The organism is Bartonella sp. AP40SXNS (assembly GCF_042195825.1).
Taxonomy (GTDB): Bacteria; Pseudomonadota; Alphaproteobacteria; order Rhizobiales; family Rhizobiaceae; genus Bartonella.
In genome coordinates, this window is the sequence record NZ_JBHIPB010000003.1 from 204905 (window position 1) to 228090 (window position 23186).

The 23186-nt window shown below is 42.2% G+C and carries 25 protein-coding genes, 1 tRNA gene and 1 pseudogene; 19 read left to right on the top strand and 8 right to left on the bottom strand.

All coding sequences use genetic code 11. From position 1 onward, the window contains the following. Positions 1 to 2910 precede the first annotated feature (2910 nt). The gene (locus tag ACFILZ_RS03595) at positions 2911 to 3480 is read right to left on the bottom strand and encodes a hypothetical protein (protein ID WP_375609327.1); all 570 of its coding nucleotides are present in this window, start codon (positions 3478 to 3480) and stop codon (positions 2911 to 2913) included. Positions 3481 to 3717: 237 nt separating this feature from the next. Here ACFILZ_RS03595 and ACFILZ_RS03600 point away from each other — a divergent pair, with 237 nt between their 5' ends. The 8 genes from ACFILZ_RS03600 to ACFILZ_RS03635 all read left to right on the top strand — a co-directional run bounded on the left by ACFILZ_RS03600 (position 3718) and on the right by ACFILZ_RS03635 (position 7682). Then, entirely contained in the window at positions 3718 to 3900 is a 183-nt protein-coding gene (locus ACFILZ_RS03600) for a hypothetical protein (protein WP_375610870.1), read from the top strand. Between the two features lie 274 nt (positions 3901 to 4174). Then, positions 4175 to 4579 carry a hypothetical protein gene (locus ACFILZ_RS03605; RefSeq protein ID WP_375610869.1) on the top strand — a complete coding sequence of 135 codons (405 nt, stop codon included), beginning with the start codon at positions 4175 to 4177 and terminating at the stop codon, positions 4577 to 4579. 15 nt (positions 4580 to 4594) lie between these two features. Continuing rightward, complete coding sequence (locus tag ACFILZ_RS03610) at positions 4595 to 5230, top strand: hypothetical protein (RefSeq protein WP_375610868.1); 636 nt, start codon at positions 4595 to 4597, stop codon at positions 5228 to 5230. Positions 5231 to 5286: 56 nt separating this feature from the next. Next, the gene (locus ACFILZ_RS03615; protein ID WP_375610867.1) at positions 5287 to 5610 is read left to right on the top strand and encodes a hypothetical protein; all 324 of its coding nucleotides are present in this window, start codon (positions 5287 to 5289) and stop codon (positions 5608 to 5610) included. 58 nt (positions 5611 to 5668) lie between these two features. Further along, a complete protein-coding gene (locus ACFILZ_RS03620) occupies positions 5669 to 5938 on the top strand; it encodes a hypothetical protein (RefSeq protein WP_375682339.1) in 270 nt (89 codons plus the stop codon). A gap of 24 nt (positions 5939 to 5962) precedes the next feature. Continuing rightward, positions 5963 to 6646, top strand: a complete 684-nt coding sequence (locus ACFILZ_RS03625) for a hypothetical protein (protein WP_375610865.1) — start codon at positions 5963 to 5965, stop codon at positions 6644 to 6646. A gap of 283 nt (positions 6647 to 6929) precedes the next feature. After that, on the top strand, positions 6930 to 7142 hold the full coding sequence (locus ACFILZ_RS03630) for a hypothetical protein (RefSeq protein ID WP_375610864.1): 213 nt from the start codon (positions 6930 to 6932) through the stop codon (positions 7140 to 7142). A 192-nt stretch (positions 7143 to 7334) separates the two neighbouring features. Further along, positions 7335 to 7682, top strand: a complete 348-nt coding sequence (locus tag ACFILZ_RS03635; protein ID WP_375610863.1) for a hypothetical protein — start codon at positions 7335 to 7337, stop codon at positions 7680 to 7682. Here the strand turns inward: ACFILZ_RS03635 and ACFILZ_RS03640 are convergent. After that, a complete protein-coding gene (locus ACFILZ_RS03640) occupies positions 7659 to 10025 on the bottom strand; it encodes a toprim domain-containing protein (protein WP_404977393.1) in 2367 nt (788 codons plus the stop codon). The two genes, ACFILZ_RS03635 and ACFILZ_RS03640, sit on opposite strands and share 24 nt — an antisense overlap. 198 nt (positions 10026 to 10223) lie before the next feature. Here ACFILZ_RS03640 and ACFILZ_RS03645 point away from each other — a divergent pair, with 198 nt between their 5' ends. After that, positions 10224 to 10394, top strand: coding sequence for a hypothetical protein (locus tag ACFILZ_RS03645; RefSeq protein ID WP_375610862.1), 171 nt, complete (start codon positions 10224 to 10226; stop codon positions 10392 to 10394). Positions 10395 to 10484: 90 nt separating this feature from the next. Beyond that, the gene (locus ACFILZ_RS03650; RefSeq protein WP_375682340.1) at positions 10485 to 10655 is read left to right on the top strand and encodes a hypothetical protein; all 171 of its coding nucleotides are present in this window, start codon (positions 10485 to 10487) and stop codon (positions 10653 to 10655) included. Positions 10656 to 10775: 120 nt separating this feature from the next. Here the strand turns inward: ACFILZ_RS03650 and ACFILZ_RS03655 are convergent, their stop codons facing one another. Beyond that, positions 10776 to 11846 (bottom strand): YdaU family protein, encoded by a 1071-nt coding sequence (locus ACFILZ_RS03655; RefSeq protein ID WP_375610861.1) that lies wholly within the window; start codon positions 11844 to 11846, stop codon positions 10776 to 10778. A gap of 413 nt (positions 11847 to 12259) precedes the next feature. Between ACFILZ_RS03655 and ACFILZ_RS03660 the strand changes: the two genes are divergently transcribed. The 6 genes from ACFILZ_RS03660 to ACFILZ_RS03685 all read left to right on the top strand — a co-directional run bounded on the left by ACFILZ_RS03660 (position 12260) and on the right by ACFILZ_RS03685 (position 16423). Next, on the top strand, positions 12260 to 12577 hold the full coding sequence (locus ACFILZ_RS03660; RefSeq protein WP_375607060.1) for an XRE family transcriptional regulator: 318 nt from the start codon (positions 12260 to 12262) through the stop codon (positions 12575 to 12577). 312 nt (positions 12578 to 12889) lie between these two features. Further along, on the top strand, positions 12890 to 13279 hold the full coding sequence (locus tag ACFILZ_RS03665) for a hypothetical protein (protein WP_375607059.1): 390 nt from the start codon (positions 12890 to 12892) through the stop codon (positions 13277 to 13279). A gap of 2 nt (positions 13280 to 13281) precedes the next feature. Continuing rightward, entirely contained in the window at positions 13282 to 13470 is a 189-nt protein-coding gene (locus ACFILZ_RS03670) for a hypothetical protein (RefSeq protein WP_375607058.1), read from the top strand. 160 nt (positions 13471 to 13630) lie between these two features. After that, the gene (locus tag ACFILZ_RS03675) at positions 13631 to 13924 is read left to right on the top strand and encodes a hypothetical protein (protein ID WP_375610860.1); all 294 of its coding nucleotides are present in this window, start codon (positions 13631 to 13633) and stop codon (positions 13922 to 13924) included. Positions 13925 to 14765: 841 nt separating this feature from the next. Further along, on the top strand, positions 14766 to 15536 hold the full coding sequence (locus ACFILZ_RS03680) for a lambda exonuclease family protein (protein WP_375610859.1): 771 nt from the start codon (positions 14766 to 14768) through the stop codon (positions 15534 to 15536). Positions 15537 to 16234: 698 nt separating this feature from the next. Next, the gene (locus ACFILZ_RS03685) at positions 16235 to 16423 is read left to right on the top strand and encodes a hypothetical protein (RefSeq protein WP_375610858.1); all 189 of its coding nucleotides are present in this window, start codon (positions 16235 to 16237) and stop codon (positions 16421 to 16423) included. 409 nt (positions 16424 to 16832) lie between these two features. Here the strand turns inward: ACFILZ_RS03685 and ACFILZ_RS03690 are convergent. The 4 genes and pseudogenes from ACFILZ_RS03690 to ACFILZ_RS03705 form a co-directional block, all read right to left on the bottom strand. Continuing rightward, positions 16833 to 17072 (bottom strand): annotated as a pseudogene (locus tag ACFILZ_RS03690) (DnaJ domain-containing protein); the annotation flags it as partial. 229 nt (positions 17073 to 17301) lie between these two features. Then, on the bottom strand, positions 17302 to 17859 hold the full coding sequence (locus tag ACFILZ_RS03695) for a hypothetical protein (RefSeq protein ID WP_375610857.1): 558 nt from the start codon (positions 17857 to 17859) through the stop codon (positions 17302 to 17304). A 185-nt stretch (positions 17860 to 18044) separates the two neighbouring features. Beyond that, positions 18045 to 18578 (bottom strand): hypothetical protein, encoded by a 534-nt coding sequence (locus ACFILZ_RS03700; RefSeq protein WP_375610856.1) that lies wholly within the window; start codon positions 18576 to 18578, stop codon positions 18045 to 18047. A 94-nt stretch (positions 18579 to 18672) separates the two neighbouring features. Beyond that, on the bottom strand, positions 18673 to 19410 hold the full coding sequence (locus tag ACFILZ_RS03705) for a hypothetical protein (protein WP_375610855.1): 738 nt from the start codon (positions 19408 to 19410) through the stop codon (positions 18673 to 18675). A 476-nt stretch (positions 19411 to 19886) separates the two neighbouring features. Here ACFILZ_RS03705 and ACFILZ_RS03710 point away from each other — a divergent pair, with 476 nt between their 5' ends. Continuing rightward, positions 19887 to 20075 carry a hypothetical protein gene (locus ACFILZ_RS03710; RefSeq protein WP_375610854.1) on the top strand — a complete coding sequence of 63 codons (189 nt, stop codon included), beginning with the start codon at positions 19887 to 19889 and terminating at the stop codon, positions 20073 to 20075. A 1147-nt stretch (positions 20076 to 21222) separates the two neighbouring features. Here ACFILZ_RS03710 and ACFILZ_RS03715 read toward each other — a convergent pair. After that, positions 21223 to 21297, bottom strand: a tRNA-Thr gene (locus ACFILZ_RS03715). Positions 21298 to 21469: 172 nt separating this feature from the next. On the opposite strand from ACFILZ_RS03715, the gene ACFILZ_RS03720 reads away from it, so the two are divergent. Together ACFILZ_RS03720 and murA are read left to right on the top strand one after the other, a co-directional pair. Continuing rightward, positions 21470 to 21622, top strand: coding sequence for a hypothetical protein (locus ACFILZ_RS03720; protein ID WP_375607050.1), 153 nt, complete (start codon positions 21470 to 21472; stop codon positions 21620 to 21622). A gap of 176 nt (positions 21623 to 21798) precedes the next feature. Then, entirely contained in the window at positions 21799 to 23094 is a 1296-nt protein-coding gene (gene murA, locus ACFILZ_RS03725; RefSeq protein ID WP_375610853.1) for a UDP-N-acetylglucosamine 1-carboxyvinyltransferase, read from the top strand. Positions 23095 to 23186: the final 92 nt, after the last annotated feature.

The window sequence follows — 23186 nt, forward strand, 5'->3', positions numbered from 1 at the left end:
CTGCCTCATGAGGGTTTGGCGGTATCCCTTGAGGGGAAGGATGCACTCTTTTTGAGGGCTAGAGTGCATCCTCTATAGATTGGATGCCTCCTTTGAGGGTCGGAGGTATCCCTTGAGGGGAAGGATGCACTCTTTTTGAGGGCTAGAGTGCATCCTCATAGATTGGATACTGCCTCATGAGGGTTTGGCGGTATCCCTTGAGGGGAAGGATGCACTCTTTTTGAGGGCTAGAGTGCATCCTCTATAGATTGGATACTGCCTCATGAGGGTTTGGCGGTATCCCTTGAGGGGAAGGATGCACTCTTTTTGAAGGCTAGAGTGCATCCTCATAGATTGGATGCCTCCTTTGAGGGTCGGAGGTATCCCTTGAGGGGAAGGATGCACTCTTTTTGAGGGCTGGAGTGCATCCTCTATAGATTGGATGCTGCCTCATGAGGGTTTGGCGGTATCCCTTGAGGGGAAGGATGCACTCTTTTTGAGGACTAGAGTGCATCCTCATAGATTGGATGCCTCCTTTGAGGGTTTGGAGGTATCCCTTGAGGGGAAGGATGCACTCTTTTTGAGGGCTGGAGTGCATCCTCTATAGATTGGATACTTGCCTCATGAGGGTTTGGCGGTATCCCTTGAGGGGAAGGATGCACTCTTTTTGAGGGCTGGAGTGCATCCTCTATAGATTGGATACTTGCCTCATGAGGGTTTGGCGGTATCCCTTGAGGGGAAGGATGCACTCTTTTTGAGGGCTAGAGTGCATCCTCTATAGATTGGATACTGCCTCATGAGGGTTTGGCGGTATCCCTTGAGGGGAAGGATGCACTCTTTTTGAAGGCTAGAGTGCATCCTTTCCATGGATTGAATGTACTCTTTGGAGGCCAAAGTACATTCATAGGGAAAGGCATATTCCATAAGAAACAGAGATAACAAAAAAATTTGTTTTTATATTTTATATTGATAGGTTGCTGTATTTGCGAGGGCTATTCATTCTTTATTCTCAATATTTAAGATGATTATGGGATAAGGGTTGTTCGTCAATACAATCGTAAAAGACGCTGAGTATTTTTATAAAAATTGAGATATTTTTGTGCCTTTTTCTTGTTTTTTTTGTGTTTACACAAGATATGCACGGCTTTTCAACAGTTTGTTTTTTTTAGCTTTGCTAATGGCGTTGGCTAAACACTTCAATTGTTTTAACTGCTTCAATAGCGTCTTAAAAAAACAGTGCGTTATAATATGACAAAATAAGTTGTATAATTTTTGATTCTTACGCGATGCTAGAAAAAGGGGAATGTTAGGAGAGATGTTGTCTATATTCTTAGTTTATCTCTTAAGTTAGGAAAATTAACATACTTTCCGAATCTATTTTTTATTCGGTTTAACGGTTAAAGAGCAATAGCTGAATGGAATCATACTTGTCTTATGTTTTTATTCTCACGCCTTAGATTTTTTCTCATAGGGATTTTATTTTTTAATGGGGGATTTTACTTTTTAATGGGATTTTACGCGACTCACGTAAAATAGAATGTTCTAAATAGAATATATTTGTGTAGCGCATTTACGTACTTGTTTAAAAATATTATGTGATCTTATCATCACAATTATATTGGTGATTGGGGATATTGGTAAATCTGATAATGGAGAAATTTCTTGTGAAGTGGATAAGCCCTTCTTTAAATTCTCATAAGGGGAAAGCCAGCACTATCATACTATTCTCACCTCATGTGATGACAGCCTTTGGCTCTTGAGCGTGTTCATAAGAGGCATTTTGATTCTTTATCTTTGAAATCTTTGAAGTGCTTTATTTCATATGTCTCTTATGTTTGTAATGTGGAAAAGACAAGGTGTTGATTGATTCAACATAAATAAGAGAATCTTGCGATATTCTGCTCTCTTAATTTTAATCTGAAGAACAATTGATTGTGATTATACATCAGCCTATTGGTGTGATACGATAAAGAATATCATCAAATATTAGTCATTCTATTATGGTGTAAAACAGCTTATACCGTAAAACACTATCCTTTAAGGTTTGGTGATATGAAGCAAGCTTTTTGGGATATGTTTTAAGTGTTTTTTAGGGGCGTGGTGAATCTTTGAGACAGAGCAATCTTCTGTTGCGCCTTGAGTTTAGCGGAAAACCCTGAATAGAAGCCAAGAGGGAATGGAAGCCAAGAGGGAAGTGTATCCAAGCTGTTTGTAAATCAGATTGAGTTAAGAATCTTTGTTCTTTAAGAATGGAACGCCAGTCAATTTGACAAAAGAATGATCTATTTTGCGGGTAGACCTTATAGAGAAATATCACAAAGCTCATAAGGAAGTGATTGAAGACAATACAGTTATAAAAAAGTACAGTCATAAAAAAAGCCCCCTTTTCAATCAGAGGACTCAAAAAAACAGGAGAATTTCTAACATTGACTCGCAGGACGTGTCAAAAAAGAATAAATTTAAAAGGCCGTACTAAATACAAAAAAACATACTTAAAGAATCTAACACATTATAATTAGCAGAGAATTGAAAAAATAGCAATATAAAAAATACTTTTTACAAAAAATTTTGTCATTTTGCATTAAAACTTAATACTTTTTTCAATTGAATATTTATTTTAAGACTCGATATTAATTAAACTATATTTAAAAATATTATGATGCATGCAAGCATTTTGAGAATATTCTTCAATAAAAAATGCATTAAAAGCCCCCATGATTATAGGATTGATATGGGGGAAGGATTTTTGTTTTTAAGAGTGTGGGGTGTATCTTAAGTATGTGTGAGGGGGGTGAAGTATTGTCCTTTTGGGTGGGGGCAAGGTGATGGAAATAGGGGCGAGAGCTGCTGGATGGTTGAGCTCGTGTGTGGGGGAAAGGGCTTATAGAGGGAGCGGGAAGGATGGGAGACCGCTTAAAATGGCGAGGGAGATTATTCAAAATGTTTATGGTTTGCATATCCCCAATGAAATGCGAGCAAGTCTAAACAATCTCGTAAATGATCGGCAAGGGAGTTTTGTTTGCGTTTTGAAGAACTTAATTCTTTGATCGCTTGTCCGTGGCCTATAACCCGCTCAAGAAGAGAATAGCCAAGAATACCAAGTTGAACTTTAATGGTTTTTAATTGATTGGAGGCTGCTATTTGACGTTCAATGGGCTGTGTGTACCCTTGGCTACAGGCAACCTTTTCACGGGTGTAGTCAAGGCTCATGTGGAGATCGGCTTGGCTTTGACGCCAGTAAAAATAAAAACGTTCTGCCGCTTTATATTGGGCTTTGCTGAGATGTCCTTTGGCATATAAAAGGGCAATGGGATGGCTTTGTGCATTGGCAATGGCTTTAATCGTGCGCGGGTTACTGGAACTTTCTGGATGATTGGGTTTAAAATAAGGATTACGCGTTTCTACAGGGATTTCTTGCGTCTTTAAATGACCAATGTGCTTTCCTTGATTTTGATGATCAAGCGGGCAGGTTTGCATGTTTTTTTTCTCTTGATGGCTCATAGCATCTCCTTAAAAATTTTAATTTTGATTCTTTCATGTTTATGCAAAGAAACGGGATTGTGCTGTTGTATGCTTGTTGAGGAATAGGTTTTTATATCTGCTTGTTGCGTGAGGGGACGTTTTTCAAAAGGGTGTGGGGTGGTGGTTTTCTTTTGCTGCTGTCATTTGTTTGTACGAGAGATTTATACGGGGGCGGGGATTTTGCGGGGGCTGTGCGAGGGATTTTGTGGGAGTGGTGTGTGTCGTTCTCTTTGTGGTTCTGGCTTCTTTAAAGGATGGGCGTTTTGTTGCATGATGGGCATTCTTTCTGATTTTATTGCTGTGGGGGGAATTGATGTCGCAGGATTTGGTTTTTTGCCATGGTTGATGTTTTTCTGCCTCTTGGGGGCTTTATTTCTATTTATGTGGGGAGGTATTTGAGGGATCATGAAAGGAAGAAATTTTTTTAAGAGGATGGGGTTTGGGGGGCTTTATTGGCGGGGATCTCATGTTGTTTATACGGTTGCTGAACGCATGGGGTGGCGCTGGCTTTGGTTCTTAATCCCGTGAGGGTATCCTTTTGGGTTTTGTCATTGGGCTGGTTTATAGAGGTGTAAAGCATCTTGTTATGATTTGGCTTTAGAGCCTTGAAAAGAGAGGGGTTTTGTCGCATTGTGGATATTTTTTTTGAGTGACTTGATGAGGGAGGTGAGTGATGGCGCGCGGGCTTTTGTCTCTGAAGGGATTGGTGTTTAGCTGTATTGTGGCCTATGTCTCTGTGGCTGTTTATGTGGAAATGAAGGCGTTGGGGATGACGTGGGGCGTATTTTTACGAGCTATGGCGTTTTATGGCATTCCCGGTATTTTCCTTATGTTGGGTTATGAAGTAATGCAGCGGCGTGGTGTAACGAAGGGTTTGTTCCTCAAGATGGTATTGTTGAGCTTCATTTTGGCTGCTGTCTCTGATTTTATTTATAAGCAAGCTGAGCATTTTGGTTTGGCTCAGGTGTGGTTTTCAAACAAGTGGGTGTTTTATGTCTTTTTGGGCTTTGTCCTTGCTCTTATTTATAGAGGGGCAAGGCGTCTTGGGTTTAGGCTTTCATTCTTTGAAAAGGATTGATCTTTTGCTGCATTTTTGGCATGGTCTCTGATTTTTATTGATGAAGGAGCGGGGCGTATGGTGGTTGCGCGGGACATGTTTTTAAAGGGGCTGGCGTTTTGCTGCGTTGTTGGCATGGTCCTTGGTTTTGCTTATGAAGATGCGGGGCGACCGGCTATTACGTGGGAGGTGTTTTGGCAGGGGGTGGAGCTTTCTTGCATTGCTGGAGCTGTCCTTTGTTTTATTGTTGTGGGAGCAAACAGTAGAACTGTATCGTGGGGCGTGTTTTTCAAGGCTGTGGTGTTTTGCGCCATTGCTGTAGTGGTTCTTGGCTTTGCTTATAAGGGAGTAAAGCGTTTTGATATATCATGGGAATTTTTAGTAATAGGAGCGGTGTTTGTTGCATTGCTGGCGCTGTCCTTGGTTTTGCTTATGAGGGTGCGGGGTAAATGGATATCGCGTGGGGTGTGGTGCTTCAAGTGGGTGGTGTTTTCTTGTATTATTGGCACTGTCGTTGGGTTGGCACATGTGGGAGTAAAGCATATGGGCTGGAGCACGCATTGGTTTTTGAACAATGGGGTGTTTGTGAGCAGTGTTGGATTCGTTCCTTTGTTTGTTTTGGAGGGGGTACGCTGTATGCGTGTACTGTTGGGGTGGTGCTTAAAAAAATGAGCATTTTTCTTTCCCACGGGCGTGGTCTTTGATGTTCTTTCTGAGAGGGGTATTTGATGTCGGACGATGTGATGTTTTGGCAGTGGTTGGGGTTTTTCTGCTTTGTTGCTCTTGTCTTTGTTTCTATTTATGCGGCAATGAGGTTTTTCGGGGTTACAAGGAAGGCTTTTTTAAAAAATTTGGCGTTGAGCTTCATTATTATCGCTGTCTCTAAGTTTGTTTATGGGCAAGCTGAGCACTTTGGTTTGACTTGGTTGTGGTTTTCAAAAAAGTGGGTCTTTAACATTCTTTTTGGCGTTGTCTTTGGTCTTATCCTTGGGCTTATTTGTCTAGGGGCAAAGCGTCTTGGTTTTAGGCTTTCATTCTTTGCAAAGGATTGATCTTTTGTTGCATTTTTGGCATGGTCTCTGATTTTTGCTTAATAAAGGAGCGGGGCGTATGGTGGTTGCGCGGGACATGTTTTTTAAGGGGCTGGTGTTTGGTGGCGTTGTTGGAGCTGTTGTTGGATTGGCGTATAACGGAGCCAAGCATATGGGCTGGAGCACGCTTTGGTTCTTGAACGATGGGGGGTTCTTGAACGATGGGGTGTTTGTGAGCAGTGTTGGATTCGTTCCTTTGTTTGTTTTGGAGGGGGTACGGTGTGTGCGTGTACTGTTGGGGGGCTTAAAAAGAATGAGCATTTTTCTTTTCCACGGGCGTGATCTTTGATGTTCTTTCTGTGAGGGGTATTTGATGTCGAACGATGTGATGTTTTGGCTGTTGCCTTGGTTTTTCTGCTTTTTTGCTCTGGCCTTGGTTTTTATTTATAAGGGAGCAAAGCGTCGCTCTGTTACAGGGTGGATGTTTTGGAGATGGGTGGTGCTTTATGGCGTTGTTGCCACCTACCTTGGTTTTGTTTATGTGGGCGTGGGCAGGCGCGCTGTTGATGGGGAGCTGCTCTTAAAGGGGGCGGTGTTTTCTTGCATTTTTGCAACTGTCCTTGGTTTGGTGCATCTGGGCGTCAAGAGTATGCCTGTGGCGGGGCAAGTGTTCTTAAAGGCGGTTATGTTTTGTTGCATGATGGGCTTTATCCTGTGGTTTGCTGCTGTGGGCGTCAGGGATATGGATAGCATAAGGGCGGTATTCTTAAAGGTTTTGCTCTTGTCTTTATTGTTAAAAGTGCTCTTGGGGTTCTTTATACGCGAGCAAAGTGATACGGTTTTACAGAGGTCGTTGCGTGCTTTGAATTTTGTGCTGTTTTCCTGCATTTTGGCACCAATTCTTTTTTTTACCCGTGTGGGAGCAGAGAATCTAGGGTTGAGCTGGCTTTGGTTCTCGAATGAGAGGGTGTTTTTATTCATTTTTGGATTTACCCTTCCTTTTGTTTGTGAGGGAGCAAGGCGTGCGCGTGTTCTATGGGCTTGGTTCTTAAAGTAGGGGGTGTTTTCTTCTCCATGGGTGTGATCTTTAATGGGCTTGCTGTGAGGGGTATGTGATGTCGAACGATTTGTTTTTTTGCTGTTGTTGGTATTTTCCTACCTTTTTATTGTTGTCGTTATTAGTACTTATAAGGTTTCCAAGCGCTTCGATATTTCGTGGTGGCGGGCGGCGTTTTATTGTATTTTTGGTGTTTCCCTCTTTTTGAAGGAAGTGCTGTTTTACGGCATTTTAGGAGTCGTCCTTTTTTAGCTCTTGTGGGGATGGAGAATATGGACATACCATGGGGACTATTGTCCTTGATGGGGCTGGTGTTTGTTGCACTGTTGGAGTGGTTTTTGATTTTGCATATGAGGGGGTGGCGAGATGGGGTGGTGACGCGTTGTTTGTGGTTATTGAAGGGGGGGGTGTTTTGCGCCGTTGTTGGAGCGAGCTTTTTTTGTTTGCCTTTGGGAGCAGAGAATCTAGGGTTGGGCAGGCTTTGGTTCGCGAATGAGAGGGTGTTTTTCATCATTTGTGGATTGATCCTTCCTGTTGTTTCTGTGGGAGCAAGACGTGCGCGTGTGAAAGCGGAGGCGTTTTATTGTATTTTTGGTGTTTCCCTCTTTTTGAAGGAAGTGCTGTTTTAAGGCATTTTAGGAGTCGTCCTTTTTTTAGCTCTTTTGGGGATGGAGAATATGGACATACCATGGGGACTCCTGTCCTTGATGGGGATCGTGTTTGCTGCACTGTTGGAGTGGTTCTTGATTTTGCATATGAGGGGGCGGCGAGATGGGGTGGTGACGCGTTGTTTGTGGTTATTGAAGGGGGTGGTGTTTTGCGCCGTTGTTGGAGCGATCTTTTTTTGTTTCCGTCTGGGAGCAGAGAATCTAGGGTTGAGCAGGCTTTGGTTCGCGAAGGATTGGGTGTTTTTCATCATTTGTGGATTGATCCTTCCTGTTGTTTCTGTGGGAGCAAGACGTGCGCGTTTGAAAGCGGAGGCGTTTTTAAAGAGAGTGGGGTTTATGGGGCATTACAGATAACGTCGAGGGAATGATTGTTCAAAAGAACAGCGATAGCGATAAGTTTGGGGATCAAACCAAAGCCCTATTTTGCCTTCAAAATCACCAGAACGTTGTTTGGCAATATTCATAATGACACCTGGGCGTTTGGCTAAATCTGCTTTTTCTTGTGCGAGAGAGGCGGCAAAGATTTTATCTTCCAACGACCGATTGCGCCAAATGGTGATGATGTTAAAGGCATTGGCACCAATTTCTGAGGCGCCTTTAATGTCTTCTGTGCTGGGGATATCTTTATCCAGACCGCCTTTGCGGGCATGGGCGACAAGGTGGATGTGCACACTGTTTAAAACAGCCCAATCAACCATTTTATAAACGGCTTGTTCTTGTCTTGCATAATCATCAGAGGCAATGCCAAGCCGCATCAAACTGTCGATGATAAATTGATCGCAGCCATAGCGCGCACGACAATAGTCAAAGACTTCAAGCAAGGTGTCAACGCTTGATTTGCCAACATGTTCATAAAGAATAAGCCCTTCGTCTAAAAAATGAAGAATCCGTTCAATCGTCTCTTTTGTAGGCTGTTCTAAGCCGCCCGTTTGTTTGGTTAAACGGCGGAGCGATTGTTCTCCTTTCATTTCTAGAGACGCTAAGCAAAGGCGACTCTTTTGTGCAATCCAATGGGGAATACAGTCTGATAATAATTGGCTTTTACCTGCACCACTCGCACCGCTCCATAGCGTTAATTCTGCTGGGCGGAAATGCACTTTATCCTTCAGTTTAGGATAGGGAACCGTATAACCAAGATGTTTTTCAGGCTCTGGCCAAAATAGTCCGATGACTTTGTCTTTATAGTCTGAGGCGCGCCGTAAACCTTCTGGTGCAAAGCTTTGTGCTGAGGAAAAGGCGGCTTTTATGGTGGCTTTATCGATCCCTGCGGTTAAACAGTCATTGGCATCTTTAAGGGGTAAACGGACACGGTAGCAACGGTGGCGTCCAAGCCTGCTGGCAATCTCACGGGCTGCTTCTTCTCCGGGCGGATCCATATCGGTGGCTAAAAAAATCGTTTCAAAAGATTCTAAATGATCAAATTCATTTTCAATCCAGTTGTGTTTTCCTCCACTGCCTCCTCCAAAGGGAACAGAAACCGCCGGATATCCATAGGCGGCTAAGGAAAGTGCATCAATTTCTCCTTCAGTGATGACAATGGTACGGTTTGTTGAAGAAAAAATGGGAAACGGTGCGCGCTCCATTAAGGGGGACTGCTGAGGCGCCTGCGTGGCGGCTGGGGTTGATGAGGGAGCGTGCTGAGACGCGTTTGTGGTGGTGGGGGGTGACGAGGGAGCGTGCTGAGACGCGTTTGTGGTGGTGGGGGGTGACGAGGGAGCGTGTTGAGGTGCCTGCGTGGCGGCGGGGGTTGATGAGGGAGCGTGTTGAGGTGCCTGCGTGGCGGCTGGGGTTGATGAGGGTGCGTGTTGAGGCGCCTGTGGGGCGGTTGGGGGGGTGGTTGAGAGTGCGTGTTGCGGCGCCTGCGTGGCGGCTGGGGTTGATGAGAGTGCGTGCTGAGACGCCTGTGGGGCGGCTGGGGTTGATGAGGGTGCGTGTTGAGGCGCCTGTGGGGCGGCTGGGTTTGATGAGGGTGCGTGTTGAGGCGCCTGTGGGGCGGCTGGGTTTGATGAGGGTGCGTGTTGAGGCGCCTGTGGGGCGGCTGGGTTTGATGAGGGTGCGTGTTGAGGCGCCTGCGTGGCGGTTGGGTTGGTTGAGGGTGTGTGTTGAGGTGCCTGCGTGGCGGCTGGAGTTGTGGAGCAAAGGGCTTGCCAGCCAAACAAAATCGGTTCACATTGGGAGGCTGTTGGTTTTGTTTTTGCTCCCGTTTGTGCAAGCCGTTCTTTGACTAAAGCAAGGGTGCCGTCGGGTTTATAAAAGGGAAAAATGATTTTTTCGCCATCTTCTCCTATGCGGTAACGCTTTATAATCTCTAAAGGAATGTGGCGTTCTTTGTGGAGATAGGTTTTTACAAGATTTTGCGGGGGGCGCCCTGTAGGGACCGGTGGACGGCGATAGGAACGATGGGGCGCCATAAAGGGTTTGGGGCGTGTCAGATTGAGAGTCGCGCGTGCTTCTTCTAAGGCTTGAGAGAGACTAATGCCTTTGACTTCACACCAAAGGTCTAAAAGATCTCCTCCTGTGCTTTCTGCAAAATCATACCAAAGTCCTGCTTTACTGCCGCTTAGGCAAATCGATAAACTTTGACCTGCCTCACCACGTGTGTTGCCTACAATCCAATTGTTGCCTCGTTTGTGCCCTTGGGGAAGAAGCATTTCTGCTATTCTATCTGCTTGTGAGATAAGTTTTTGTTTGATTTCAAAAATTGTGCTCATGGTTATTCGTGATATTATTGTTGTTTTTTTCAGATGTGAGAAGTGAGGACTCTATTTTGCTGTTCTCGTTGTTCGATCACATGGTGAAAGGTTTTGTGCTATGCGGTCCTTTTTTGTGCGGGACTTGCTCTATCCTGAAAGTTTTTGAAATGGCTGTGTTGGTATCTGTTTGCCAAGGGTTTAGGAAGGTGGTGCCCTTTGAGAGGGGCGCGTTGGAAGCAGGTAGGGTGGATGATGCAAGAAGGGTGGGGTGGATATGTCTGTGAGAGGGTGGTGCATTCTGGAGTCCTGTTTTGGGATACCTTGTTGGGGCATGTGTTGGGATGCCTGTGTGGGAGGGAGAGTGCCAAGGAGTTTGCTTTTCATTGAAGGTTTTTGAAGCTGCTCTGTTGATGTCTGCTTGCCAAGAGCATGGGAAGTGGCACCTTGAGAAAAGGAGGAAAGCGGAAAGGAGGAAGGATGCAAGAAGGTGGGGTGGATATGTCTGTGAGAGTGTGGTGCATTTTGGAGTCCTGTTTTGGGATACCTTGTTGGGGCATGTGTTGGGATGCCTGTGTGGGGCCTTTGCATGGGGAAAACGCTTTTGTGATGAGAGCAAAATGGGTGATGTTGACGCGTTTTACGGTGTGAAGAGCTTATTTCATTGTTGTTTTGCCGCCCTTTGTTTTGTGTTATTTTGTCCGATGCTATTGTGATTTTGAAACGTTTTTATCCCTGCGCGTGCTTGAAAAATACGTTGTTTTTGTGATGTCAAAAATTGTCGCTATAGTTGATCAAACTGCGGTAAAGCGTGTCGTTGTTCTCAGAGGTAAAAGATGAGGAGCTTCCCTGTTTTTGCTGTTCTTGCCGTTCGATCTCACGGCGAAACCAGTTGCGCCATGTGGCTTGCCAGTCTACTTTGAGAGCTTCTTTGCCGCTCTTGGCTTTCCAATAGTCGCGAAATTTTTTGGCTTGCCAAAGAGCTTGGCTTTCACTCAAGCCTTCTGAAACTGCCGCCTTGATGTCTGCTTGCCAATGCTCAGGAAGACGGTACCCTTTGGCAACTGAGGCTGTGGTTTTTTTGTTGGAAGAAGGAGGAATGGAGGAAGGAAGATTGCTGAGGGGAAGAGTGGTGGCGGATTTTGTTTTTTCCCCCGTGACAATTTGCGCGATAGGGGCGGGAGTGAACTCCGCTTGGGGAGCGTTTAAAGGGGAGGCGTTTTTTTGCTCCGCTTCTTCTTGTGGAGGAGAAGGGAGAGGTGAATCAAGAGCCGATAAGGGTGATGGATGATCGCTTTGTTCAAAACTCTCTTCGCAGGAAAAACAAGGTTCTGTCTCATCAAACAAAATTTTCTTTTCTAAAACACCGTAAGGTGTTTCCTTTTCTTCTGCCTTTTGAGCTTTTGAGCTTTGTGCAACATCTTTTGGACTTTCGTTAAGCAGTTGTTGCATCTCTGCATTGATTTTCTTGCGTTTTTTTGCCGAAGAACGACCCGCAAAGGATTTTTGTTCAAGCAATTTTTCACGCTCTTGAAAAACATTTTCGCAACGCTTATTCCATAATCCATTGGCTAAATTTAAAATCTTACCCTCTTGGATGAGCATCTCTAAAACATTAACAAAAGTTCGCTTGTCACAACCACAAAGACGCGCTAAACGTTCTTTCGATATTTCTAAAGGTCGGCCACGGGCATACATTTCATTGAGAAGAATCGTATAGATTCCAATTTCGTGTGCGCGCATCCCACGTACACCTCCTAGAAAGTCATTTTGATACCAACAAACATATGGAAGCCTAGACGATTCATAATGAGGAGTTTCTTGTTGATTAGCGTGTTTCATACTGCAATCTACTTTCTTCTTTTTTATACATTTTTATTGATGATAAAAGCTCAAATAAGGATTTAACTTGTGTTGCTTTTGGCTCTGTTCGATGATGACGAGAGGCTTCTTTACGATGCTTATAAATGATTGGCTGTGCTTGAAGCGCATGCAAACTTACGATTTAAGATTGCGGTGATGGAAAAAATAAAGAATACCGCACATTCTCAACGTACTTTCTTTTGGGCAGAAGCTTTGGAGGTGGTCTTTTGTATCCTGTAGGGTGGTTAAAGTGTTTTTATGAGCTAAAAATAGAAAATTCCCCCTAAAAAGTAAAATTTGTTTCCTTAATTTTATCCTTTTTAGAGGATAATGCAAGCCCGTTTTATAAAAAGGACGTGTTTTTTTAAAAAGACGCGCTATATGGTGAAATTATGAATATCGATGGTTGGCGTCAAAGATTAAAGACCGCTTTGGAAAAAAGTGGGCGGTCAAAAAGATCTATCTCTCTCTCTGCCGGTAAAGGCGCGGGGTACCTTCATTCTATTCTTTCTGAAGGAAAAGAACCAACAATCGAATCTCTCTCGCGAATTTGTCACGAAATTAATATCAGTATGAATTATATTCTTTACGGGAAAGGGGCTAGCCCTGAAGATAAAGAATTTATAGAGCTTATTTCGAAACTCTCTCCGCAAGAGAGACAGGCGATTTTGACTCTTTTGCGGCGGCCAATTGACGAAGCTTCAAAATAACTTCCTTCTGTGCTTTTGTGTCAAGGCGACTCCAGTATTTTATTAATATTATGTCACTCATTTTATCTCTCCTGTGTGTTTATAATTGCAATTTTGTAAGAACAAATAGAGAACAACAAAGGGGCATGAGAGGAACAAAGAATAATAGATTTTTCTTTACATATGTCATTTGAACCCCGTAGATATTTAAAATATATCTTTTATGAAGGATAAAATGGTTGACATCTCTCCTATAGAGGATATAAGACTAACGCTATATTTAGTCTTGTCAAGACAAGGCTATGCTTTATCAACTATCTAAAGGGGGAAATCATGAAAAATATTTCATTCGTTAAAGAGGATGAAATCATTGTCGTTTTATGCGAAGAGGAAAATCCTTGTACTTATGAAGGACCAATCGACGAAATCGAAGAAGTGCTCGAACTGATTGAAGAATATGAAACTGTTTATAGAGTTTTACGACTCGATCTGACAACTTCTTATGCTGAAGATGTTACGGAACAAATCGCTGATTTTTATGTCGAAAATCATGAAATAAATGAAGAAAATACACAATTGCAGCCCTTCATTTTGAATAGTGAAGCGTATCATGCTTTTTTAAATGAAAGAGCGGCGTGCGATTATGAAGATAATCTCTATGGCTCTTATGAAAAACAGCATCGTTTACGCCCATGTGATGTCTTGACAGATTATTGGTGGTAAACATGACAAGTTATCTCAAGACTTCTTATCGAGGGATTCCACTTTATTATGCTGGAAATATGCGAAATTTAATCAGACTCGAACCACAAAAACACGACGCTCTTCTTTTTATCTCGCAAGAAGCGGCGCTGTCTATGGCAAAAAAATTGGCGGAAGAATATCTCCGCTATGATTTTTCCGTCGTGCAATAGCAGGGTTGAAAGAGAGAACACCCGAAGGGGCAAGTGGGGGTTTTATTGAGGAGAAAATATCACGCGTTATGCTTTCGTTCTTGGGAGGGAAGCTTAGGGGAGCCGCTTGGGGGGGAGAGCTTTGCAGGGATTTTCTTAGCCGATATGGGAAAGGGGAGGCATGAAGAAAAGAGCCTATATATGGGGCATTGCGGACGCTTGTGTGGGGGGAAGTTGCCGGCTGGTTCATTGGGGGGGGGATAAGGCAATGGGTGGGGCAGGGCATCATCCAGTGACTTGGAGTGACACAGAAAGCATGCTGGAGAACAAAAATGAAGGCTTAGGGGGAAGAGAAGCAGCAGTACAGACAGGTTTCCAACCTATAAAAAGGCACGTTCAAGAGGGAAAAGAGCCGGTTTTTGTGTTTTTGCGGCACGCAAGTAGGGAGCTTGGAATGATACGTAAAGCATGCTGAAAAATGGAAGGAGGTGTTTGACGGGAGAGGTCGTTAAAGCTTGTTTAGACGTATTGGGACAACGGGGGGGGGCTTCTGGGTGCTTTTGTGTTTGAGTGCTGGGAGAGCGCCGCAATGATGGGCCAAAGTGCTTTTTCATTGCGGTGACAATGGTGCGCGTTATGCTTTCGTCTAGGGAGGACGCCGCTTGGGAGGGACTTAGCCGATATGGGAAAGGAGGGGATGAGAAACTTGTGGGGAGAACGAATGTTGGGGGGAGCTTGAAGCGTATGCAAGGCATATGCTGGAGGGGAGATATGAGGTGTGGAAAAGGGGGGCAGCCGTATAGCGTTGAGGAGATGTCAATCTTTAAAAAAAGCTTTGTGTAGGGGGAAAGAGTAGAGTGTTGAGGGAGGGGGGAAAGCAGAGAGCTTTGAGCGCAGGGAGTGCAAAGAGCTTGGATATGAATGTGAAAGCATGTTGGGAAATGGGGGAAGGTGTTTGAGGGGGAAGAAGAGGAAGGCGCTATGGGGGCGCGGTTCTGACCGTTTTTGTGTTGAGCCTTAGGGAGATAATGACGGGCAAGGTTTTTTTTATCGGGGAGAAAATATCACGCGTTATGCTTTCGTCTAGGGAGGGCGCCGCTTGGGAGGGACTTAGCTGATATGGGAAAGGAGGGGATGAGAAACTTGTGGGGAGGAGGGATGTTGGGGGGGCGTTTCCAACAGCTTTTGTGATTTCAGCAGCACAATATTTAAGGATGCTGTCATTCTTAGTGGGGAATGCATCTTAAAAGATATGAATGTTTCAAAGAGAATATGTTGCAAAAAAAAGCACTTTAAAGATTAAGGAGAGAAATACCATGCCAATCATTATCGATTGTATTCAAGGAACAGAGGAATGGCAGCAAGTGCGTAATGGTTTGATTACGGCTTCGTTGTTTGAGATGGTGATGGCACGAACAAAACAAGGGCAAAAAACGTCACGCTATCAGAGTGTGATGATGAAATTGGCGGGAGAAAGAATTACAGGAAAAACCGTTGATGAAGGGACAACACTTTCTATGCGACGTGGGACTGAATTAGAACCAAGCGCGCGACAGCTTTATGGGAAACTGACACATACAGAACCTAAATGTATTGGCTTTGTTTTGGCTGATGATCGCGGACAAGGATTTTCTCCCGATGCTTTTGTGGGAAAAAATGGATTGTTGGAAATTAAAACAAAAAAACCTGAAATTTTAATTCCTCATTTCATGCAAAAGGGCTTTCCAGCAGAACATAAAGCACAATGTCAAGGAGGGTTATGGATTTCTCAACGCGAATGGGTGGATTTAATGCTCTATTGGCCAAATATGCCACCTTTGATTAAACGGGCTTATCGTGATGAAGCCTATATTTGCAAACTTGAAAATGAAATTAGCCGTTTTAATGAGGCGTTGGAGAAGATGGTACAGCAAATTAAATCGGTTGAGACAGGTTTTCATATAAGAACAGAAATTGCTTTGAAGGAGGGAGAAAGCGGGGAGCTTGGAGCGCATGCAAGGCGTATGCTGGAGGGCAAAGCAAGAATGAGACGCAAGAGGGGAAGAAAGGGATCTTGTGTAGCGTTGAGGAGAGGCAAAGTTCTATAAAAAAGAAATTCAGGGGGAAAAGAGCAAAGCATATGTTGGAAGAGGGGGCCAAACAAGGGGGCGCAGGGAAGCAGGGAGCACAAAGAGCTTGGCTATGAATGTGAAAGCATATTGGGACAATGGGGGGGTAAAAGCGGGGAGCTTGAAGCGCATGCAAGGCGTATGCCGGAGGGCAAAACGAGAATGGGAGTAAGGCCAAGTGTTTAGAGATATGGTGGCATGATTTTGGGAGCTTTTGTGGTGAGTGCTGGGGGAGCGGCAATGACGGGCAAGTGTTTTTTTATTGCAGAGACAATGGTGCGCGTTATGCTTTCGTCTAGGGGGGAAGCTTAGGGGCGCCGCTTGGGGAGAAGAGCTTTGCGGGAATTTTCTTAGCCAACATGGAAAAGGGGGGCATGAAGAAAAGAATCTATATATGGGGAATTGCGGGCGCTTGGGGGGGGGTGCCGGCTGGTTCATTGGGGGGAAAAGACAATGGAGGGGGCAGGTCGTTATCCAGTGGCTTGGAGTGACACGGAAAGCATGCTGGAGAACAAAATGAGGCTTAGGGGGAAGAGAAGCAGCAGTACAGACAGGTTCCAACTTATAAAAAGGCACGTTCAAGGAGGAAAAGAGCCGGTTTTTGTGTTTTTGCGGCACGCAAGTAGGGAGCTTGGAATGATACGTAAAGCATGCTGAAAAATGGAAAGAGGTGTTTGATGGGGGAGGTCGTTAAAGCTTGTTTAGACGTATTGGGACAACGGGGAGCTTCTGGGTGCTTTTGTGGTGAGTGTTGGGGGAGTACAATGATGGGCAAGTGTTTTTTTATTGCAGAGACAATGGTGCGCGTTATGCTTTCGTTCTTGAGGGGAAGAGCTTTGCGGGGGCTTGGAGATTTTATTAGCTGATATGGAAAAGGATGTTAGGGGCATGAGAAAAAGTCTGTGTGGAATCAAGCGGGCTTGTTGGGGGAAAGGTTGGGGGGCGGGTTGTGGAAGAAAATAGAGGGGTGGAGGAAACGGGAGAATAAGAAAAGAACGAATAGAGACATTATAATCTTTATGTTTTTCTACACTACCTTGTTATAGAAGATCAAGGATAATGATGCCTTGTGAATTCGCTGCGGGTTGCTTTTAAAGCTCTTCAAAAGCACTTTGACTATTAAAGTTGAAATCCAAACACTGTTATCATTGTTATGAAAAAACAAATAGCAATAAATATTGTTGTTAAAAAAGTCATAATTCTGTATTGTGTTTTCCATAACCATATAATTATTTCAATTGCTGTAGGTTTTTCGTATTCATTACTTTCAGAAGCCTTGTCATTATCTTTAAAAGTTTCATGATAGAACTGATTGTAAGCAGCTCTCTTTTGAGGATCTTTAAGAACTTCATAGGCTTCACAAATTTTTCTGAATTTTTGTTCTGCTTCGGTACTAGAATTATGATCAGGGTGGTATTGCAGAGCTAATTTACGAAAAGAAGATTTTATCTGTTTATCGTTGCATGCGTAGCTTACACCAAGAATTCCATAATAATCGTCTTCATTTACTATCATTAAATACAGCCACTTTGTGTATTGCTCTTATTTTATAAGATCGTTTAATTGATCTCTTTTGAATGTATCGACATGTGTTGTTTTTTGTGTTGAGAATATGTGCAAAAACATGTTTAATGAAAATGGCTATAGTGATTATACCGTATCTAAATGAGAGGAGATACAGTTCAAAACGCTTAAAAATGCAGGGTGTTTTTAATATTTTAGAAATATTTTTTACAAAAATAGATTAAAAGAGAGACGATAAATCAAATGTAAAAGGGACGGCAATAATAGCCAAGGTTGTCATTATTGTAAATAAACAGGCAGGAACCTTAAATCTAAAACGCCAAAGTAAACTTATGGGAACAGACATTATCGTTGTTATTACGAATGCTACGATAAACCATTGCAGGAATAAGTTCATTATATTAATTTCATTATTAAAATGATTTTGATTAAGACGATTTTGTTTTAGTTCTTCCTCTGAAACACAATCGATAATAGAAACGCCATAATAAACAGGAAATTTTCCACCTAGACAAGCGCTAACAGAAAATTGTTCAAGCTCTAACCATTCTCTTTCGCGTTCTTTTTCTAATAGCTTCTTTTTTATTTTCTGTCTTATATATTCTTTTGAAATACAATTGATCGGAGAAGTACTTCCAACAAAAAGACCATCTGTTGTACATCCACTCGTTGTATGATGCGTAAATAAAACAGCGCTTATTACGATAGCGAAGAAAATAAAGTGTTTAAACATAAGGTATTTATTGTCGTTTGTTTCTGATGAGCTTTTATAAGTCATTTCTATTAAATAAATCAATATGTGTTATTTTTGTGTTGGTAAAATACAACAAATTGTATGATAACGTTACTGTACTTTGGCACTCTGTATCTAAAGGTGGCGATAGATAGTTCAAAACGCTTGAAAATACAGGGGACCCTTTGAGAAGCACTTTTCATAAAGTTATGGAATGAATAGATCAAAGTTTATGGTAATTTTGTATACTCTATGATAACTTTGTATAAGATCTCAATTTCATGATCAAGTTTCTCAAGTTCTTTCTTGTTTTTAGCTATACGCTCTTGATATGTCTCTATGTGTTTCATAAGGTTTGAGAGATCTGTATGCTCATGAGAGTGTTTTGCTTCATTCACATGTCGCATTGCATCTATTTCTAATTCTATAAGGGTGCACAGAGTATTAAATACATGATGTCGTTTTTTGATTATATTCTGCCATTTTTTTATTATATTGACATGTTTTTCATAGAGCGGTTGCGATAACTGCTGCTTGTTTTCCAAAAAAAATGTTTTTTCTATCCAGAGAATTTGGTAGAATTTTTCTTCCCACCAGCGACTTCCATTAACAAGGAAAATGCGGAAGAATCTCTCTCTTTCTGTAATTTCTTTTGAAGAGAACACTTCATTCGAATGAGTATATCCCTTTGAAGAATAAAAAAGATGCATTGTTAAAAGAGCGATAATTAAGACGCTTCTCAATAAAGACTGTTTAATTAACATTGTTTTTTATACCCTCTTTGTGCCTGATTATAGTCATTGTAAGGGGGGCTTAATGGTTCTTTAGAAGTATTTTGAAAGGCGTTTTATGGTCCGTTTAAAGATTTTTTAAATACTGCTTCCATTTTTCAAAAGTGCTATATCTTACGGGCGGTTTTACATTTTCTTTGGGCATCATGGCAAGGTATACCTCTCTAGCCATAACGCACATTGTTGCTGTGTTTCTAAAACGAGTGAGTTCATTGCCTATGATGAGCAGCTCTGTCTGGAGAGTTTGTTCTTTTCGACTAATGCCATTAGGGGAATCCAAAAGTTTTTCTGCGTACGCAAACATTGGATCATCAAAGTTTGTTTCAAATTTTGCTTTGAGGAAAATATTTTCTATGTAATCCCAATTTTTCCTGTATTTCATCCCGTTAGCTTTAAAATCCTTCAGTCTTGTTGGTAAGTCGTTAAAGGTAAGTGTGGGCATCGTTTTATCACCTTGCCATAAATCAAAAAAACGTCCACAAAAAACAAGCAATATGTGATAATGTTTAAAAATATTGAATTCTGGAGGATTACTGGGCAATGTTATTAAATGCCTCCAAAATTGACTTTTGTCATGGGGTATGTCTACAGTCCATTCCATATACGCTTTTAAATATTCTACCTCTTTTTTTGCTTTTTCTAATTTCTGAGAATATGCTAAAGGAGTGTAATTTTCATGGACATATTTTTGGTAAAGCCTATCGTATTCAGCAAGGTCGCTTACTTGAGTACAACCCAATAATATGAATACAGAAAAAAACGTTATAAATATTATGACGTACGTTCTGAATAATAATTTCATCATTTTAACTTTTAATGATTATCATGAATATTTAATTGATTTCTGTTAAATAAATCAATATGTGTTATTTTTGTGTTGAAAATATACGTAAAAACGTATTTAATAAAAATGGTTATTATGATCATAATGTGTATAAGTAAAGGTGTGGTACTGGCTAAAACCCCGCATATGTGGGGTTTTAGCTTATTGGAGGAGGTATGACAGCAGAAAGTATAAGGGGATCTGTAGCCAAAATGGTTGTCCTAGGGTGGGGAGAGTAGGCAATATCCAAAATACTCCAAATGAAATATACTTGTTCTTGTACATTCACGCACTTGTTTTAATAAAGATATCTCGTTCTAAGCTCATTTCACACCCATTTCATGCCTGGCGTTCGTAAATTTCATACTGGCACCTGTGAATAATATCGTGAGGGGTATAACGGTCAAGCCCCGTAGATTATAAAGTCCGTAGATTATACCCCCCAGAGATTATAAACATTGCACACCCTATCTTTACTTTATGAAAAAGTAAGTTGGTACTATTGGGGGGCCGTTGCCAAAATTGCGGCATGGGCTGTAGCTCTTGAGACGATTCATAATCTCGTTTACTGGGAGGCTTTTTACGAAGAGATATGCTTTTCTTGGAAAGTTTTACGCCATACGGATCTTTCTGCTTGTGAAGTGTAAGCGAAGAGGGGTGATTGATTTCAATAGAACAGAGGGAGAGAGCTTTTCGCTCTTGGGGCTCTTATGCAAGACGAATAACGCTATCCGTATCAATCAAAGTATTCGTATAAAAAAGATGCGTGTTGAAAGAGGGAGGCTTAGAGCACGTGGAAAACCATAGTGTATAAAATTGGTAATGAGGGATCTTCTTTGAAAAGGCGGGCTCTCAATTTTCTGCCATATGGGATGTCTAGTATATGGGGATGCCTGTCATATGAGATGCCTGTCATATGAGATGCCTGTCATATGGGATGTTTGGCATATGCGAGCGTGGGGTGGCTTAGTGAAAGCTTTATTGAGGGGGATTTTATCACTGTTTGGTTTTTGCTTTTGGTAAGGGGTGGGGAGAATGGGAAAGGAATTGAGAGGAGGTTCTGGAAATGGCTCTGTTAGATCTGTTGTAAATGACGAATAGGATCGATGAAGCTTATTCTAATTTTACAGGGAATGCTTGTGTTGCTTGAGATGGATAGAGAGGCTAGAAAGATAAGATTATTCGTTTTGGGGCGGATAAAGGTATCAATGGGATATGTTCAAACAATGAGTTTATAATAATTCATTATTGAGATTTAATTTGAATTTCAATGAGAGCCCGAAATAGTGTGAGATGTTCTTATTTCAACCCTTCTTATTCAGACGCTCTTATATTGAATCAAGTAAAATCGTTTGTTTGCATATTACAAACAGGGTGAGCTTGTGGGGAAAAATATTCAAGAAATAAAATATTGAAAAAATAAAAATGCTTATATCGTCTCAAGTGCCAAGAGCTGTTGCAATAGTGAGGCTTGGTAAAGAGAAGGATAGGGCAAATCTTACAGAAAGGAAAGAGGGGGGAGGCAAGGAAAGAGGGGGGAGGCAAGGGGAGGCAAGGGGGTGGGTGGGATATTCTTTGGGGGGCGGTCAATTTCAAAAGCCGTTCGTAAGGCATTTTAGAGATTAAGTGTGGCATTGAAGCCATTGATTTTGAAGCTATTGATTTTGAGGCTATTGAAGCGCATGGTTTAAAGGATGGAGGATTTGATGAAGCCGATGAAGGTTGGGGGAAAAGATTTAGGCTTATAGGGAAGACTTATAAGGGCCAGAAGAGAGAGGCAAAAGAAGAATAAAATGGTGCTGCGAGAGAGGATTGAACTCTCGACCTCTCCCTTACCAAGGGAGTGCTCTACCACTGAGCTACCGCAGCCCTTTTCAATCTTTGCGCTGTCTTGTGCCATATTGTCAGAAAATAGGCAAGAGAACATTTGTATATTCTTGCAAGAAAACGTATCTTATGTCATGACATATGTTTCTTATATGCTTAAATATCTAAATGAGTTGCTTGGATAGAAGCTCAACACTGTTTAAAAGGTTGCGCAATGACACAAATGCATCAAAAACAAAAACAAAATGAAATTAATCATCAAGATGAAAAAGCAAAACGACGTCAAGAAAGATTGGCACAACAATTGCGTCAAAACCTAAAACGTCGAAAAGAGCAAAGCCGAAAAAGAGCACAACCAGAGCTCTAAAATGCAAAAAGCTCTAAAATGCAAAAAAATGTTTTTTAGTAAATTTTTGCAACCAAACTTCTCAATAATTTGTTCTCATAGTTAGAATGCGTTCTAAAACGATTAATAAAGCATAACTTCCCGAAGGGGGACAATCCTTTGGAAGGGCAGGCACAAAGGAAAAGAGGGAAAACACGATGGATTCTATTCAAATTGTTGGGGGAAAAAAACTTCAAGGAACAATTCCTATATCTGGGGCAAAAAATGCTGCATTGCCTCTTATGATTGCGGCGCTGCTGACAGAAGAAACGCTCACTTTAGAAAATATTCCGCATCTGGCCGATGTTGAATTGCTTATTCGTATTCTCAATAATCATGGTGTTGGATATGCCGTTGATGGACAAGAGTTTAACGATGAATGCGTGAATTCAAGAACAATTCATTTTACGGCGCAAAAAATAGCTACAACACGGGCACCATACGAACTGGTGAAAAAAATGCGTGCAAGCTTTTGGGTTATTGGACCTCTGCTTGCACGATGCGCAGAGGCTTATGTTTCGCTTCCTGGAGGATGTGCTATCGGGACAAGACCTGTCGATTTTATCCTTGAGGGACTTAAAACTTTAGGCGCACAGATTACTATCGAAAATGGATATGTTCATGCAAAAGCGCCAAGGGGGTTAAAAGGTGCTTGCTATCGTTTCCCTAAAGTCACTGTTGGTGGAACCCATGTGCTGCTGATGGCGGCGACAATGGCAAAGGGAACAACCACTCTTGAGAATGCGGCTTGTGAGCCAGAAGTGACAAACCTTATTCGAACCCTGAATGCTATGGGGGCTCAAATAACCGGTGAAGGAACAACAACGCTTACAATTGAAGGGGTTAAAAAACTCAACGGTGCTAGAGTACGCGTTATTGCTGATCGAATCGAAGCGGGAACATATGCAATGGCTGTTGCTATGACGGGAGGAGATGTCTTTCTTAAAAATGCAAATCCTAATCATCTCACAAAAGTGCTTAAGGTGCTCCAAAAAACAGGACTCGAGATTCAAATAGAACCTCAAGGAATTCATATTAAGCGAAATCCAAAGAACACCAAAATTATGCCCGTTGATATTAAAACAGGACCTTATCCTGCTTTTCCAACTGATCTCCAAGCGCAATTCATGGCGCTCATGACACGGGCTGAAGGAATCGCGCATATTACAGAGACGGTTTTCGAAAATCGTTTTATGCATGTTCAAGAACTCAATCGCTTAGGAGCACAGATAAAGCTTGATGGGCAGACGGCAACTGTCTATGGAACAGAGAATTTGCAAGGGGCTCCTGTCATGGCGACGGATTTGCGTGCTTCTGTTTCTCTTGTGATTGCAGCATTGGCAGCAAAGGGAGAAACAATCGTCAATCGTGTTTATCATCTTGATCGTGGATTTGAGAGATTAGAAGAAAAATTGGCTCGTTGTGGCGCAAAAATCCAACGTATCACAGTGTAAAGCTTTCAAAGATATGCTGAATGCTTTGCGCTGTGGTTGAGGGGGGCGATTGCTTGGGGGCGTTTTAACACAATGTTTGCTTGTTGGGAGGG